Genomic DNA, 13,862 nt, shown 5'->3' on the forward strand with positions numbered 1-13,862 from the left:
GATGCGGCTGCAAGAGGACGTGGCGCTGGCGATCAGGGCGAACGCGGCGGTCATTGCCACCCTTTCTGCACAGATCGAAATTCTTGAAAAGCGTCTTCAGGAAAAGGTGACTGCACAAGCGGAGTATTGGGACTGTGCTACGCAAGGCCGGCAAGCCTGCAGTCCTCGCGCTTGCGATTGCCGCTTTAGCTGCAGGCGGTGGAGTAAGCGCCGCGCGTATCTGGCGCGCGATGCATGATACGGTCGTGGCGCCGAAAGTGCCGGTCGCACCCAACCCGGCGAAGTCGTCTCCGGTTCCTGCTGGCAGCTCCGACGGTACGATGCCGATCAACGCCGCGCCCGCACGTCCGCTTGTGTCGAGTGACCTCGACACGCACAGACCGGCGGCTCAGTCCGCACTCGCGGACGTCGATGCCCGCACTCTCGCTTCTCAGTCGCTTCTACCGGCTGCTCCAGTCGCCCAGGCTCCGCATGCTTCTGCCGTAAACGCAGCAGCATCCCCCATTCGGATGCAGCGATCTTCGCCGTCCGCTACTTCTGTCAGTGGGATTTCGTCGCCGTCGCCTGCAACAGAGCCCTCCAAACTTGCGCCGAAGGTGACCGATGCCCCGAATAACAACCAGCCCGCGGCACGCCCCCAGTTGTGCCCGCCACAACCCAGGCGAAAGCGGTTCCCGGCGGGTCGGCGCAGGATGCTCCGAGGGTCGAGTCGCGCCCTGCCTTGCGTCCTCTGCATCGCCTTACCCACCACGCGGCGGCCACTGCAAACAGCGATATCGCCGAGCCGGCCGCTCCAGCGCAACCCAAAGCACAGCCCTCAAAGTCGCGCGATGTGCAGCTATTCTGATGAGGCGACCGATGAAGCAACAGCCGCTTAATGTCACGCTCCTGTCCGCGGGGCTATCGATCCACGGTGACGTCATCCTCGATCACGGTATCAGTAACTTCGGCATCGTGGACGGGAATGTCGTTTCAAGTTCCGGCCTCGTCCACATCGGCCCGGGAGGCATGGTGAAGGGTCAGGTCGAAGGCGAGCATGTCAGGGTGGACGGAACCGTCGAAGGCGACGTCCATGCCCGCGGCGCTCTGGAGATCAATGGCCGCGTGATAGGCAACGTCTACTACTACGGGACGATCCGTCTCGGCCCGCGTGCGTCACTTGAAGGGCAGGTCAAGCGCAGGAGCGATCTGACGATAGAGAACGCTGCAAGCAACGTTCAGCAGTTGTCACGCGCCGCATCGGACTCCTGATGATGGGGCCAGCCGACTGTCGTTCCGAGGTCGTGAATACGAAGGGTTTGGTCGAAAAACGCAACGTGGTGGTCGCAGACGGCCAGACAATCGACGAGCCCCTAGTCTTACTGTGTCACATAATCAGTTATGCAGCCTATTACCGTACAGGAAGAATGCCATCGTTGCATGAGCCGTAGTCCAAGCAGGATACGCAACGTGGTAATGGAATCGGGAACGTGGCGTTGAACGCGCTGGACTGCCCCGGGGGATGTAATCGGAGGGAAGGGCAGGCATCGCGCGTTCCGGGAAGTTTTTTTATCGCGCTCATCCGAGCGCATCCTGAGTCGCTGAGCCATCAGAAACCCATATGCAGCGATACTCAGCGTGGCGTGGTGGTGCAAGCCACGCCAGCCTCGCCCTTCGTAATGGCCGAGCCCGAACTCCTGTTTCGGGTCCTGATAGTCGCGCTCGATGCGCCAGCGCATTTTGGTCACGAACACGAGCTGCTCGAGGGTCGCCTCTTCGGGGGCGGTAGTGAGAAAGTATTTGAGCGGCTCCGTATCGCCATCAGGCCATTCAATGAGCAGCCATTCTTCGTCGCGAACGGTACTTCGCCAATAGTCGCGATGTGCGGGGCGAACGCGCACGGCGGCGAAGCGGGAGGAAAGTGCTGCGTTGCTGCCTTCCCGCCAGGTGACGGTTTGCCAGGCGTTCACGGGCAATTGCATGGCCAGTTCCTTCACCGCGAGCGGTTCGTGGCCGGGCGCACGGCGCAACAATGTCGGTGGCTTGCCGCGCCGGCTCCATGGCCTGGGTGGAAGTGGCGCCGTACCGGGTGCCCACACAGAGGTGCCAGGCCGGATCCCTACGGCGTACAACAAACCGAGTTCAGTTACGCCCTCCCGGAAGGCGGTTTCGTCGCCGTACCCGGCATCGGCCAGCACGATGCCCGGGGCAACGCCGGATGCTATAGCCTCACGAAGTTGGGTCAACGCAATCTCGGGCTTGGTCTTGAAAGCCAGATCGTCGGGAATGCCCGCACGACGGGCACGTTCCCGGTCTTCAATCCATTCCTTGGGGACATACAGCTGCCAGGCAATCGGCAGGCTGCCGCGTTGTGTCGCGATCGACAGGCTCACTGCGACCTGACAGTTGTCCTGTTTGCCGAGTTGCCCACAGTACTGACGTGCCATCCCGACCGAATGACGTCCCTTCTTTGGAAAACCGGTGTCGTCAATAATCCAGTAGTAACCGGTTTCTTTAGCAGCGTGCGCGTCTAACGCGGGCATCACCCATTCGCGTACCCGCTGCAGGACCGCCCGGTCAGACCATTCTGCCTTGGCCACAAAATGGTGGAGTGACTGGTGCTTCGCACTCGCATGAAGTGGGTCAATATGCGCGGCCATCGGCTCGACGCTCTTGCGTGACAACGGCAATACCAGGCCCGAACAGTAACCCTTAAGGCCGGCATGGCGATCGGCGTGCCCTAACGCCTGCGCCAGATGGTTCAGATACGCGTCAAATTCGTCGATATCTTCTCTCATCGCGATCGCCCGAAGTCTGTATTATTCAATACTACCAGGTATCGCTTCGCTGCAAATAAGTTTTTGTGACACAGTAAGACTAGACGTCCGCTGATTTGTAATATCCAGATTGAACGCGTCTGGATCGAACCTACCCCGCAACACCGCTGCGGAAAGTGATCCCGCTTAGGCACTGTCGTCCTTGAAGCGATGGTGCGAGTTATAGCCATAGTCGTGGATGCCTGTAAATGATCTAACGTGCAAAGCGCGCTTTTTGATCAGCGTGACCTCGGCATCGGCGGATCGTTCGGGAAGCCGGGACCCGACTTACCGTAGCCAGTATCACACAACAGCATTATTCTCCCAGGTAAGCGGCCCGAACCTTCGGATCGTCGAGCATCTGTTTCGCGTCGCCCGACATCGTGATCAGACCGGAGTCCATCACGTAGCCGCGATTGGCCGCCTGCAGCGCGAGACGCGCGTTCTGCTCGACGAGCAGCACCGTCATACCTTCAGCGGAAATCGAGCGCACCACTTCGAAGATCTTCTCGACCATGATCGGCGACAGACCCATCGACGGTTCGTCGAGCAGCAGCAGTTTCGGGCGCGAGATGATCGCGCGCGCCATCGCGAGCATCTGCTGCTCACCGCCCGACAGCGTGCCCGCGTATTGCGAGGCGCGCTCCTTCAGACGCGGGAAGAAGCCGAACATGCGCTCGACGTCCGACTTGATGGCGTCGGTATCGTTGCGCAGATACGCGCCCATCTGCATGTTCTCGACGATCGACATACGCGCGAAGATGCCGCGACCTTCCGGCACCATCGCGAGACCGCGCTTGAGCAACTCGTGCGCGGGCAGGCCTTTGATCGACTGGCCCATGTACTCGATGTCGCCGGCCGCGTACGCCTTCAGGCCGGTGATCGCCTTCATCGTCGTGGTCTTGCCCGCGCCGTTCGCGCCGATCAGCGTGACGAGTTCGCCCTGCCCGACTTCGAGGTCAACACCCTTTACCGCCTGGATGCCGCCGTAGTTGACCTGCAGGCCCTTGATTTTCAACATTGCTTGCGTCGTGGACATCAGTGGACCCCCGCACCCAGATAAGCTTCGATCACCTTCGCATCCTTCTGCACGTCCTGCGGCAGACCCTGTGCGATCACCTTGCCGTAGTCGAGCACCGTCATCTGGTTGCACAGGCCCATCACGAGCTTCACGTCGTGTTCGATCAGCAGAATCGTCTTGCCGTCCGCGCGGATCTTGTCGAGCAGCTTGGTCAGCTCGACTTTCTCGGTGGCGTTCATGCCGGCCGCCGGTTCGTCGAGCGCGAGCAGCTTCGGATCCGTCGCCAGCGCACGCGCGATCTCCAGACGACGCTGGTGGCCATACGACAGGTTGCGCGACGTGTAGTCCGCGTATTGCGTGATGCCGACGTAGTCGAGCAGTTCGAGCGCGCGCTCCTTGATCTCGCGCTCTTCCTGGCGTTCGGCCGGGGTCTGGAACACCGCGCCGAGCAGACCGTGTTTGGTGCGCACATGACGGCCGACCATCACGTTTTCGAGCGCGGTCATGCCGCCGAACAGGCGAATGTTCTGGAACGTGCGCGCAATGCCCGCCTTCGCGACCTGATAGACCGCGGTCGGCGTGTAGTTCTCGCCGTCGAGCTTGAACTCGCCCGAATCCGGCGTGTACAGACCCGTGATCACGTTGAAGAAGGTCGTCTTGCCGGCGCCGTTCGGGCCGATCAGACCGTAGATTTCGCCCGCGCGGATCTGCAGGCCGACCTCGGAAAGCGCCTGCAAACCGCCGAAGCGCTTGTTGACGCCCTTCACCGACAGACGGATCGCCGCGTTGTTGCTTACGTTATCGCTCATGTCTTTTTCTCCACCGGACCTTATGCGCGCACCGGCTTCTTGCCGCTACGCTTCGCCAGCTTCGCAATCTTGTCTTCGTGCTTCGGCGCGGGCCACAGGCCTTCCGAGCGATACAGCATGATCACGACCATCGCCAGACCGTACAGCAGCTGACGGATCACTTCGGTATCGACGACTTCATGGCCGAAGATCATATTCTGCAGCGGACCCATCGTGGAGCGCAGGAACTCGGGGAACACAGCGAGCAGCACCGCGCCGAGAATCACGCCGGGAATGTGGCCCATGCCGCCGAGCACCACACAGGCGAGCACAACGACCGATTCCCAGAACGTGAACGACTCCGGCGACACGAAGCCCTGGAACGCACCGAACATCGCGCCCGACAAGCCGCCGAACGACGCGCCCATCGCGAACGCGAGCAGCTTCACGTTGCGGGTGTTGATGCCCATCGCCTTGGCGGCAATTTCATCTTCGCGGATCGCGGCCCACGCGCGGCCGATACGCGAATGCTGCAGACGCGTACACGTCCAGATCACGAACAGCGCGCACAGCACGAACAGGTAGTAGTACAGATACACCGCCGGGAACTGCATGCCGAACAGCGAGTGCGACTGCGCGAAGCTGAAGCCGCCGATCTGCACCGGAGCGATCCCGGTGATCCCCTTCGGACCATTGGTGATATTCACCGGACGGTCGAGGTTGTTCATGAAGATCCGCACGATTTCCCCGAAGCCGAGGGTCACGATCGCCAGGTAGTCGCCACGCAGTCGCAGCGTCGGCGCGCCGAGCAGAATCCCGAACATCGCGGCCAGCGACATCGCGATCGGCACGATGATCCAGATCGGCACGTTCAAACCGTGCGGCGCGAGCGCCGCGATCCATTCGAATTGCGTCGACAGGTGTGGCGAGCTCAGCAGCGCGGCCGTGTAGGCACCGATCGCGTAGAACGCGATGTAGCCCAGGTCGAGCAGGCCGGCAAAGCCCACCACCACGTTCAGGCCCAGCGCGAGCATCACGTACAGCATCGCGAAGTCGAGCACGCGGACCCAGTAGTTGCCGCCCGCAGCGCCGATGATCATCGGCGCGGCGATCACGAAGATCGTCGTAAGGATGCCGATGGTCAGCGTCTTGGTGCGGTTCTTTTCGGGGATGAGCGTTGTGGACGGCTCGATCGGTTGAATTGAGGTCATGATTGTTGACTCCTTGTGGCCCGGGATCAGGCGCGATCCGCGACACGTTCGCCGAGCAGACCCGACGGACGGAACACGAGCACGACGATCAGCACGATGAACGCGAACACGTCCTGGTAGTTACTACCGAACACGCCGCCCGTGAGGTTGCCGATATAGCCGGCGCCCAACTGCTCGATCAGGCCGAGCAGCACGCCGCCGACCATCGCGCCGCCGAGATTGCCGATACCGCCGAGCACCGCCGCGGTAAAGGCCTTCAGGCCAGGGATGAAGCCCATGTAGAAGTGCGCGTTGCCGTATTCGGACGCGATCATCACGCCGGCGAGCGCCGCGAGCGCCGAGCCGATCATGAAGGTCGCCGAAATCACGAAGTTCGGGCTCACACCCATCAGGCTCGCGACGTTCGGATTCTCGGCGATCGCGCGCATCGCGCGGCCGAGCCTGGTCTTATGCACGAGCAGCAGCAGGCCGCCCATCACGATGAACGCCACCACGATGATCACGATTTCGGTCATCGAGATCACGGCGCCGGGCGTCGTGTCGGTGGCCTTGATCACGTTGATCGGGTCAGTGGGCAACAGCTGCGGGAACGGCAGCGGATTGCGCGACCAGATCATCATCGCGAGCGTCTGCAGCAGAATCGACACACCGATCGCGGTGATCAGCGGCGCGAGACGCGGTGCGCGGCGCAACGGCCGGTAGGCCACGCGTTCGATCGTGTAGCCGACCACCGCGCAGACCGCCGCCGCGATGAGCAGCGCGATGACCAGCGTCAGCACGTTGCCGAGGCCGGGGAAGTGGTTCTGCAGCACACCTATGGCGGAGAGCGCAACCATCGCGCCCACCATCAACACATCGCCGTGAGCGAAGTTGATGATGCCCAGAATGCCGTAAACCATCGTGTAGCCCAGTGCGATGATGGCGTAGACACTGCCAAGCACCAGTCCATTCATGATTTGTTGGACCAGAATGTCCATGCCTCTCTTACTCCAGTTGACCGCCTACGGGTTGATACGGGGTAACGGACAGTCCGATGATGTCCGTTACCTGTCAAAAAATAATCGAGTGCGATGGCGGCTATCGCCGCAAATCGCACAGACCGTCACATGTGCGTCGATCCAGTCGCCTGTCCGATCGAATGCGACTTCCCGATCATGGTCGAGAATTGCATCTGCTTGTACACTGTCACGAAATCACGCCAGAAATACTGCGACCGATCGCCGTCGTGTCTCCCGAATAGACGAGTTTCTGAACGGAGTACGCGCCCGGTTCCCGACCCACTGCGTCATCCTCCGATAGCACTTCGACCGCAACCGAGCGACGATTTGCCGCTGCTGATGCTTTGTTCACATCTTCAACCGCGATTCGAACACCGCTTTCGTCGTTCTTTCCAAAGGTCAACTGCCCGCCTGTCAGCGGTTCAGCAACTATCTCCGTTGCGAATTTAGGCTGTCCAGCCACGCGGACACCGGACGGCAGTGCCGCGACCGAAGTGGACGACTGATTGATGCCATTCATGGATGTCCCTCTCTTTGTATTGCTCAACTGATAACGGGCTCCCATCCGTTTTGCCCGATATGCACGCAAGCTTCAGCCAAATCCACATATTCCAAAAGTCCGCGCGTTCTTTTTTTCGCCGAGTGTCGACGCGACATTTGACAGCATTCATCGTCTTCTCGACCAAGCGTTACTGACGGATCAATACATTTTCTCGGAGCCGCACGGATCACGTCAGCAGCCGCATCGCATCCCGCTAAGGCTAGCGTCAAAAGCGATCACACAGAACCAGAAATTTCTGTTGCGTGGCCCAGGAATAGCACTATTCGACTGGGACTCTTGAATTGCAAGCGTCGCATACTTACCCTTTTTGACTCATGTGCATGATCTCTATGTGCCCGACAGAATGACGCATCAGATCCAAAAATTCCTGAAGCGAACATCAGCTTGATGATGCCTTTGATGGCGCAGCGATCTCACGTGACGCTATGTTGTTCAGGTACCTCTCCTGGACAATTTTTCAGCGGTGTCGCCTACCCGTCGTTGCGCGCGTCAAGCGGAGATCAAATCGCCACCCTTTTGTCAACGGCCGCCTTTTTGTGGACCGCCAATGCTGATCAATCGCCATCCCGAAATAACGATGTGCATTAGCCATTGCAGGAGGGGGCGCAGCAGCGCATCGACCGTCTACGCCTCGTCACGCCAACCGCCGGCTTGTCTACAAAACCGCGCTTTCAAATAGCACCAACAGCCTGATGGCCTAATGATCAGCTTCGGGGCTCGGGCGGCCAACACCCTTTCGACGCTACGTTGCCTCCTTCAGAAGGACCAAGGTACCCCGGCACCGGCACAATACTGCGGTGGACCGAGGCAGGGCCCTATTCTATTTTGCGCGATTAGGAATATGAAATAAATTCGGCTTATATCCAAGCAGCTCACTTTTCCTTGCCACATAAATTCTACTTATGCCGACTTAAGCGAGTTATGCTTGTATCAGGGATGAACTGCCGTTAGGATTGCCCGATCACACCTTCAACGATCCGAGTGGACGCCGTTTCGGTGAGTGTTTTCAGGGCTACGAAGCTCATCCAGTGATGAAGTTCGATCCGATCGATGAGCCATCAGAATGAAGTGATCAAGCAGTTAAAGTGGTTGGTAGTTGGGGTCGTCGCGGAGCATGGTGAACGTGCATGGGCATCGGCGTCCGACTAAAGAAATGACCAAGGCTTTCTCCCAATAAGGGACCTGCCATGTTGAGGCCCCGAAGACGGACGATCTGGCCGATGAAGCAGAACCTGAATCGCGCGGTGGCGAAGGTGCTCAAGAGCCTACATTATCCGCTTGACGTAATCCTTCTCTGCGTGTGCCGGTACGCTGCGTATCCGCTGAGTCTACGTCACCTCGAGCAGTCGAATGGCGAACGAGGAATTTCGGTTCGCCATTCGACTGTGCATCGCTGGACACTCAAACTGTTGCCGGTTTTAGAGAAGCCGTTTCGGCGCTACAAGCGCTCACCGCCGAACGCGAGACGCCGATCAAGGTCTGCCAGAACACATACCCGAACAATTCAACGATCTGCTACTTAGAAATTCTACTCGCTGGCGAAATAAGCAATCCTATGATATCGCGCTTTGCTATGACTGTTTCCTTTTCGCGACCAAATCCTGTTGGGACCGACAAGGCTTACGACATGTGCGACTCTGTTCGTGATTGCCGGACGCGCAACGTGACTCCCCATGTGGCGCGCAACGTTGCTCATCAAGACGGAAGCGCGATTGATGGGCGCGCTTCGCGGCACGCCGGTTATGGCATCAACCAGGTGAAACTTAAACGCATCGAAGAGTACTCCGGTTGGGGCAAGACCATGGCAGAATTCGGCAGACCAACTATCGAGGCATCAAGCGGGTCACCAGCACTTCAGACTGACGATGCTGGCGAGCAACCTGACCGGAATGGCCCGAATACTGATGGCCGTGCCGCGAGGAGCAGCGCAATGAGTCGCCGGGACGCGGCCACCGGGCGAAAACGCGCCGGCTGGCTCACTCGCCTGTGGTGTGCCCCGGACGATCCATGTGCAACTCAGCGACGAATTGCATACGAAATCCCTTTAAACATTGCCGCGGTTGTCAAAACGAGGCGATTTTCGACAGCCTGTTAGGTCCTCGACCTCGCATCAAACTTGGGAAAGTCTGATCAATCGGCTACGCGGTCGTCGGTGATGAGGACGAAGACGTTGTAGCAGGAGGCTCACGAATCGGTCCCACGATCATGAAGCGGTAGCTCGGTCTTGCAGAAGTAGGAAGTCTGGACAAGAAGCAAGTGATCAGGCGTCAGCGTTTCCTTGCAGAGATGGAGAAAGTGGTACCGTGGGAGCGCTTGCTGTTGGCGAACTGGCCGTACTACCCGAAAGGCGAATGGGGCCGCCCGCCGATAGGACCTGAGCGGATGCTGCGGATCTACTTTCTTGAACAGTGGTACGGCCTGACGGATGAAGGCCTTGAAGACGCGCTGAACGACAGTTTCGCGATGCGCGCGTTCCCGGGCATCGGCTTGGCGCGCGAGAACCTACCGAATGCCGCCACGCTGTGAAGTTTCAGCGCCTGTTGGTCGCAGCATGAGTTGACGCGAAAGCCGTTCGATGAGATCGGCATCGCGCTATGCGAGCGCGGGGATGAAAGAAGGCACGCCGGTGGATGCCACGATCTTCGCGACACCGCCGTCGACGAAGAATGCCGAAAAGAGCCGTGCCCCGGAAATACACCCGCGCGGATGCTTAGAATCAGCCGTCGACGACCGTCCTGTTTTTTAAAAGCCGCGAGTCGCACCGCCAAGCAATCGGCAATCGGCAATCGGCTCATTGATCAGCGTTTCGCAAGGAAGCAGTTCATGGACAGCAATGTAGTACCGACGTTCCTACGCGCTCAACTTAAGCGGGGACTGCTCGAGGTCAAAGTCGACGCCGCCGCCTTGCCCGCAGCTACCCTGTTCGGTTTCGCAGAGCGCCGGAATCCAAAGCGGGCATTCCTCTTCGTGTCAAAAGTTCTGGGACGACTCGTGCCGACGCGGCCATCGATCATGGCTGCCAGTTTCGAGAGCCTCGTCAGCGAGATCCCAGCGGACCTGCCCGGCCCAGTGCTGGTAATAGGCGTGGCCGAAGCCGCAGTTGGCCTCGGTGCCGGCGTGCACCGTGCTTACAGTGCCACGCGTTCCGACAGCGTGTACCTCACCAGTACCCGTCATCCTTTGGGTACCGACCTCTTTTCTCGATTCGAGGAAGAGCACAGTCATGCCAGCACCCATTTAATCCACCTGCCAGTCGATCCCGAGGTTCGTGATTTGATGCTCCAGGCCCGATCTTTAATCTTGGTGGATGATGAGGCTTCGACCGGCAAGACCTTTCTCAACCTGCACCGCGCACTAATCGAAGCCGGCCTGAACAAGATCGAGCGAGTGGTCACGTGCGTCCTGACGGACTGGTCTGGGGGTGCTGTGCGTGAGGCCATCGGAGAGTCGACCACCGCCGTATCCTTGCTGAGCGGCTCGTATCAGTTCCACGAAGATCAGTCCGCGCCCCTGCCGGATATGCTAGGTGTCGGCGCCGTTTCTATAGGCGGATGGCCTCTCTCACCCCGCAATGACTGGGGGCGCTTGGGCGTTCGCCACGTGGACGACACGCTCGCACCGAACATTCAGATCCAGCCCGGCGAGAAAGTCGTCGTAGTGGGTACCGGTGAGTTCGTCTGGCGTCCCTTCCTGCTGGCGGAGCGCGCGGAGCGAGCCGGGGCAGACGTCTACTTCAGCGCTACCACCAGGTCCCCTATAGCCATAGGCCACGCCATCGAGCACGCGCTGTCGTTTCCTGACAACTATGGCCTCGGTATTCCGAACTTCCTCTACAACGTGAAGCCCGGTCAATTCGACCGAGTTCTTGTCTGCACCGAAACCCCGGCGCAAGCGCTCCCTGCAGAACTGGTTGATGTCCTGAATGCGGAGATAATTCTCGATGAGCAGTAATCGCCCGCTGATATTCGTCGACCTCGACGACACCCTGTTCCAGACCGCAAGTAAGATGGCGGACGCCACCCCACGAATCATCGCCACCCTGGACGTGCATGGGCAGCCCAACGGGTACATGAACCCGGTCCAGAACTTCTTCCTGAACTGGCTGCTGGCCTCGGCCGACGTCGTTCCGGTTACCGCACGTAGCGTGGAGGCCTACAACCGCGTCAAGCTTCCTTTCACCGAAGGTGCAATCTGCTCCCATGGTGGCGTGATGCTCCGCCCTGACGGATCGCTTGACCAGCCCTGGCACGCACAGATGGCCGAGTCGCTCCGGACCTTTCAAGACCGGCTGTCGACACTGAGGGAGGCCACCCTGCAAATCGGCAAAGAACTGGGCTACTCCCTGCGCAGTTGGGTAGTTGAAGAGAAAGGTCTGCGCCACTACGTGCTGACCAAACACAACGAGTCCGACGACTCGGTGCTCACCGAGTTGCTGACCGAAGTTCAATCTCGAAGCATGTTGGAATGCATGCACACCCACGTTAATGGAAACAACCTCGCCCTCCTGCCTGCGGGTTTGGAAAAACGCTTCGCCGTTCAAGAATGGTTGCGCCGCGATCGTGAAGTCCACGGCGAGCGGCCGGTCCTGGGCTTCGGTGACAGCATCTCCGACCTGGGGTTCATGGACCTCTGTCACATGTGGTCAACGCCGGCGCGCAGTCAACTGGCAACAGTAGTGAAGGAGCTCATCAATGAGTAATCCTCTCGCCACCCTGAGCACCGTCGGCAGCGGCAGCTACGCCCCTGAAGATGTGCATTTCCTTTTGCAACGCGTGCAGATGAGCTTCACTGCCGTTGAGGAAAAGGAGCTTCTGATTCAGACGAACCGGAAGCACTACTCCGAGATGATAAGCTTCGAGCAGGCTCCTACCGACGTGCACAAGGGTCTCTACACCCATGCCCTGGCGCGGAACGGCGCTCGTATGGCTTCCAATGTTCAGGCATTGGCATTGGCATTGAGTGCCGCTTACACCGGGCCGAGCATCGCCCTGGTTTCATTTGTTCGCGCAGGCGTGCCCCTCGGTGTCCTGCTGCGCCGGGCACTCGTCGAAATGGGCCGCGATACTCACCACTACGGTGTCAGCATCATTCGCGATCGCGGGATCGACATGGTGGCTCTGGAAGCCATCATCCAGCTGCATGGGGCCGAAAAGATCGCCTTCGTGGATGGTTGGACCGGCAAAGGCGCAATCTCCGATGAGCTCAAGCGGACCTTGGACGACGACAAGCGCTTCCCAGCGGAGCCTCGCCTCGTTGTTCTAGCAGACCCCTGCGGCCGCGCTTGGCTGGCTGGCTCTGCAGAGGACTGGGTAATTCCGTCCGGCATCCTCGGTGCAACCGTGTCGGGCCTCATATCCCGCACCATCTGGCCGACTCAAGGTGGGCTTCATGGTTGCGTGACATACGACCACCTGCCTAAGCATGACGTAACCCGAGAGTTCATCGATAAGATCGAGGCCGAACGTGGGGCGCTGGGCGAAGTTTATCCCGCAATTCCATGGACCAACGAACAGCGATTGGACCTCCAAGCGTCCGCTGATCACGTGGTGTCCTCACTGGCAGCGCGTTTTGGCACCTTCAACTTGAATCGCGTGAAGCCGGGTATCGCTGAAGCAACCAGAGCGGTTCTGCGTCGTGTGCCTGATCACGTTCTGGTACGTGATAGCAACGACAGCGACGTGCAATTGTTAATGCATCTCACTGACCGCGCGGGCGTGACCGTAGAGGAAGCTGGCGCGGACCTGGGTCCGTATCGTGCCGCGACAATCACACGAAGTCCCAGCTGAGGGGCGACATTTCCGCGTTCGCCCTCGGGGCGACTCTGTACATGCCGGCTACCCGCGGTGACATGCTGGACGTGGTTTTCGGCACCAAGATCTCGGAATTGTGCTCACTTGTGGTGTGCCTGGAAGACGCGGTGGCGGCGATCGACGTCGAAAGCGCGCTCGCGAACCTGCGGGCGCTCCTCATGGATGTTGAGGCTTGGGGCGGCCGCCCTGAACATGGTCTCCTGCTGTTCCTCCGGCCGCGCAATGCTGCGATGGCAGCAGTGCTGAGTGACTGGCCGCTGATGAAGCACGTCGACAGGTTCGTCGGGATCTGTCGCAATAAGGCAGTCTGGTATGCCGACGGGCCTTAATGGGTGACTTGATCGATGACCGAGAAGCTGAGTCCGGGTGTGGGAAAAGTACTCAAACGCTTCCATTACCCGCTGGACGTGATGTTGCTGTGCGTTCGGTGGTACGTGGCCTATCCGCTGAGCCTGCGTCATCTCGAACAGATGATGGCCGAGCGCGGGATCCCGCACAGCAATTCTATTCACTGGCTGGATAAGTAGTCCGCATCGTATCGGGTCTTTACTAGAGCGTGTTAGGAACTTCGATTGAGACCTGGTATCCTGGCGGGATGAAAACAACGGGCCGCAAAGGGTATCCGACTGATGTGTCGGATGAGGAATGGAGTTTCGCGGCGCCGTATCTGACGCTGA

Annotated in this window: 11 protein-coding genes and 6 pseudogenes; 11 read left to right on the forward strand and 6 right to left on the reverse strand. The window is 59.5% G+C overall.

What is annotated here, in order from left to right; translation table 11 throughout:
• Both AB3X96_RS40805 and AB3X96_RS40810 read left to right on the forward strand, forming a co-directional pair.
• Positions 1–238: pseudogene (locus AB3X96_RS40805) on the forward strand (hypothetical protein); the annotation flags it as partial.
• Positions 239–858: 620 nt separating this feature from the next.
• Complete coding sequence (locus tag AB3X96_RS40810) at positions 859–1,251, forward strand: polymer-forming cytoskeletal protein (protein WP_368594197.1); 393 nt, start codon at positions 859–861, stop codon at positions 1,249–1,251.
• Positions 1,252–1,374: 123 nt separating this feature from the next.
• On the opposite strand, the pseudogene AB3X96_RS40815 reads toward AB3X96_RS40810, so the two are convergent.
• The 6 genes and pseudogenes from AB3X96_RS40815 to AB3X96_RS40840 all read right to left on the reverse strand — a co-directional run bounded on the left by AB3X96_RS40815 (position 1,375) and on the right by AB3X96_RS40840 (position 7,333).
• A pseudogene (locus AB3X96_RS40815) lies at positions 1,375–2,777 on the reverse strand (IS701 family transposase).
• Positions 2,778–3,111: 334 nt separating this feature from the next.
• Entirely contained in the window at positions 3,112–3,834 is a 723-nt protein-coding gene (locus AB3X96_RS40820) for an ABC transporter ATP-binding protein (protein ID WP_168991531.1), read from the reverse strand.
• Positions 3,834–4,625 (reverse strand): ABC transporter ATP-binding protein, encoded by a 792-nt coding sequence (locus AB3X96_RS40825; protein WP_027198609.1) that lies wholly within the window; start codon positions 4,623–4,625, stop codon positions 3,834–3,836. Before AB3X96_RS40825 ends, AB3X96_RS40820 begins: the two co-directional genes overlap by 1 nt.
• Positions 4,626–4,645: 20 nt before the next feature.
• Positions 4,646–5,815 carry an ABC transporter ATP-binding protein gene (locus tag AB3X96_RS40830; RefSeq protein ID WP_176105254.1) on the reverse strand — a complete coding sequence of 390 codons (1,170 nt, stop codon included), beginning with the start codon at positions 5,813–5,815 and terminating at the stop codon, positions 4,646–4,648.
• 26 nt (positions 5,816–5,841) lie between these two features.
• Entirely contained in the window at positions 5,842–6,792 is a 951-nt protein-coding gene (locus AB3X96_RS40835) for a branched-chain amino acid ABC transporter permease (RefSeq protein WP_176112384.1), read from the reverse strand.
• A 208-nt stretch (positions 6,793–7,000) separates the two neighbouring features.
• Positions 7,001–7,333, reverse strand: coding sequence for a hypothetical protein (locus tag AB3X96_RS40840; RefSeq protein ID WP_176112385.1), 333 nt, complete (start codon positions 7,331–7,333; stop codon positions 7,001–7,003).
• A 1,262-nt stretch (positions 7,334–8,595) separates the two neighbouring features.
• Here AB3X96_RS40840 and AB3X96_RS40845 point away from each other — a divergent pair.
• The 9 genes and pseudogenes from AB3X96_RS40845 to AB3X96_RS40885 form a co-directional block, all read left to right on the forward strand.
• A pseudogene (locus AB3X96_RS40845) lies at positions 8,596–8,823 on the forward strand (IS6 family transposase); the annotation flags it as partial.
• 155 nt (positions 8,824–8,978) lie between these two features.
• Positions 8,979–9,309 (forward strand): annotated as a pseudogene (locus tag AB3X96_RS40850) (transposase); the annotation flags it as partial.
• A gap of 307 nt (positions 9,310–9,616) precedes the next feature.
• Positions 9,617–10,073 (forward strand): annotated as a pseudogene (locus tag AB3X96_RS40855) (transposase); the annotation flags it as partial.
• Between the two features lie 125 nt (positions 10,074–10,198).
• Complete coding sequence (locus AB3X96_RS40860; protein WP_368594198.1) at positions 10,199–11,326, forward strand: phosphoribosyltransferase domain-containing protein; 1,128 nt, start codon at positions 10,199–10,201, stop codon at positions 11,324–11,326.
• Positions 11,316–12,074 (forward strand): trehalose phosphatase, encoded by a 759-nt coding sequence (locus tag AB3X96_RS40865; protein WP_176112387.1) that lies wholly within the window; start codon positions 11,316–11,318, stop codon positions 12,072–12,074. The genes AB3X96_RS40860 and AB3X96_RS40865 overlap by 11 nt, the downstream gene beginning before the upstream one ends.
• The gene (locus AB3X96_RS40870) at positions 12,067–13,161 is read left to right on the forward strand and encodes a cysteine protease StiP domain-containing protein (RefSeq protein ID WP_368594199.1); all 1,095 of its coding nucleotides are present in this window, start codon (positions 12,067–12,069) and stop codon (positions 13,159–13,161) included. Before AB3X96_RS40865 ends, AB3X96_RS40870 begins: the two co-directional genes overlap by 8 nt.
• 8 nt (positions 13,162–13,169) lie before the next feature.
• Complete coding sequence (locus AB3X96_RS40875; protein ID WP_368594200.1) at positions 13,170–13,514, forward strand: HpcH/HpaI aldolase/citrate lyase family protein; 345 nt, start codon at positions 13,170–13,172, stop codon at positions 13,512–13,514.
• A gap of 15 nt (positions 13,515–13,529) precedes the next feature.
• Positions 13,530–13,685: pseudogene (locus tag AB3X96_RS40880) on the forward strand (IS6 family transposase); the annotation flags it as partial.
• Between the two features lie 95 nt (positions 13,686–13,780).
• The coding region (locus AB3X96_RS40885) for a transposase (RefSeq protein ID WP_368594201.1) at positions 13,781–13,862 on the forward strand (82 nt) is incomplete at its 3' end.

It is taken from the genome of Paraburkholderia sp. BR13439, from assembly GCF_040948805.1.
GTDB classification, from domain to species: domain Bacteria; phylum Pseudomonadota; class Gammaproteobacteria; order Burkholderiales; family Burkholderiaceae; genus Paraburkholderia; species Paraburkholderia youngii.

Bases quoted from the DNA above. Each gene is read 5' to 3' on its own strand.
- AB3X96_RS40825 (WP_027198609.1), bottom strand. From the start codon at position 4,625: ATGAGCGATAACGTAAGCAACAACGCGGCGATCCGTCTGTCGGTGAAG.
- AB3X96_RS40840 (WP_176112385.1), bottom strand. From the start codon at position 7,333: ATGAATGGCATCAATCAGTCGTCCACTTCGGTCGCGGCACTGCCGTCC.
- AB3X96_RS40860 (WP_368594198.1), top strand. From the start codon at position 10,199: ATGGACAGCAATGTAGTACCGACGTTCCTACGCGCTCAACTTAAGCGG.
- AB3X96_RS40865 (WP_176112387.1), top strand. From the start codon at position 11,316: ATGAGCAGTAATCGCCCGCTGATATTCGTCGACCTCGACGACACCCTG.
- AB3X96_RS40835 (WP_176112384.1), bottom strand. From the start codon at position 6,792: ATGGACATTCTGGTCCAACAAATCATGAATGGACTGGTGCTTGGCAGT.
- AB3X96_RS40820 (WP_168991531.1), bottom strand. From the start codon at position 3,834: ATGTCCACGACGCAAGCAATGTTGAAAATCAAGGGCCTGCAGGTCAAC.
- AB3X96_RS40870 (WP_368594199.1), top strand. From the start codon at position 12,067: ATGAGTAATCCTCTCGCCACCCTGAGCACCGTCGGCAGCGGCAGCTAC.
- AB3X96_RS40830 (WP_176105254.1), bottom strand. From the start codon at position 5,815: ATGACCTCAATTCAACCGATCGAGCCGTCCACAACGCTCATCCCCGAA.
- AB3X96_RS40810 (WP_368594197.1), top strand. From the start codon at position 859: ATGAAGCAACAGCCGCTTAATGTCACGCTCCTGTCCGCGGGGCTATCG.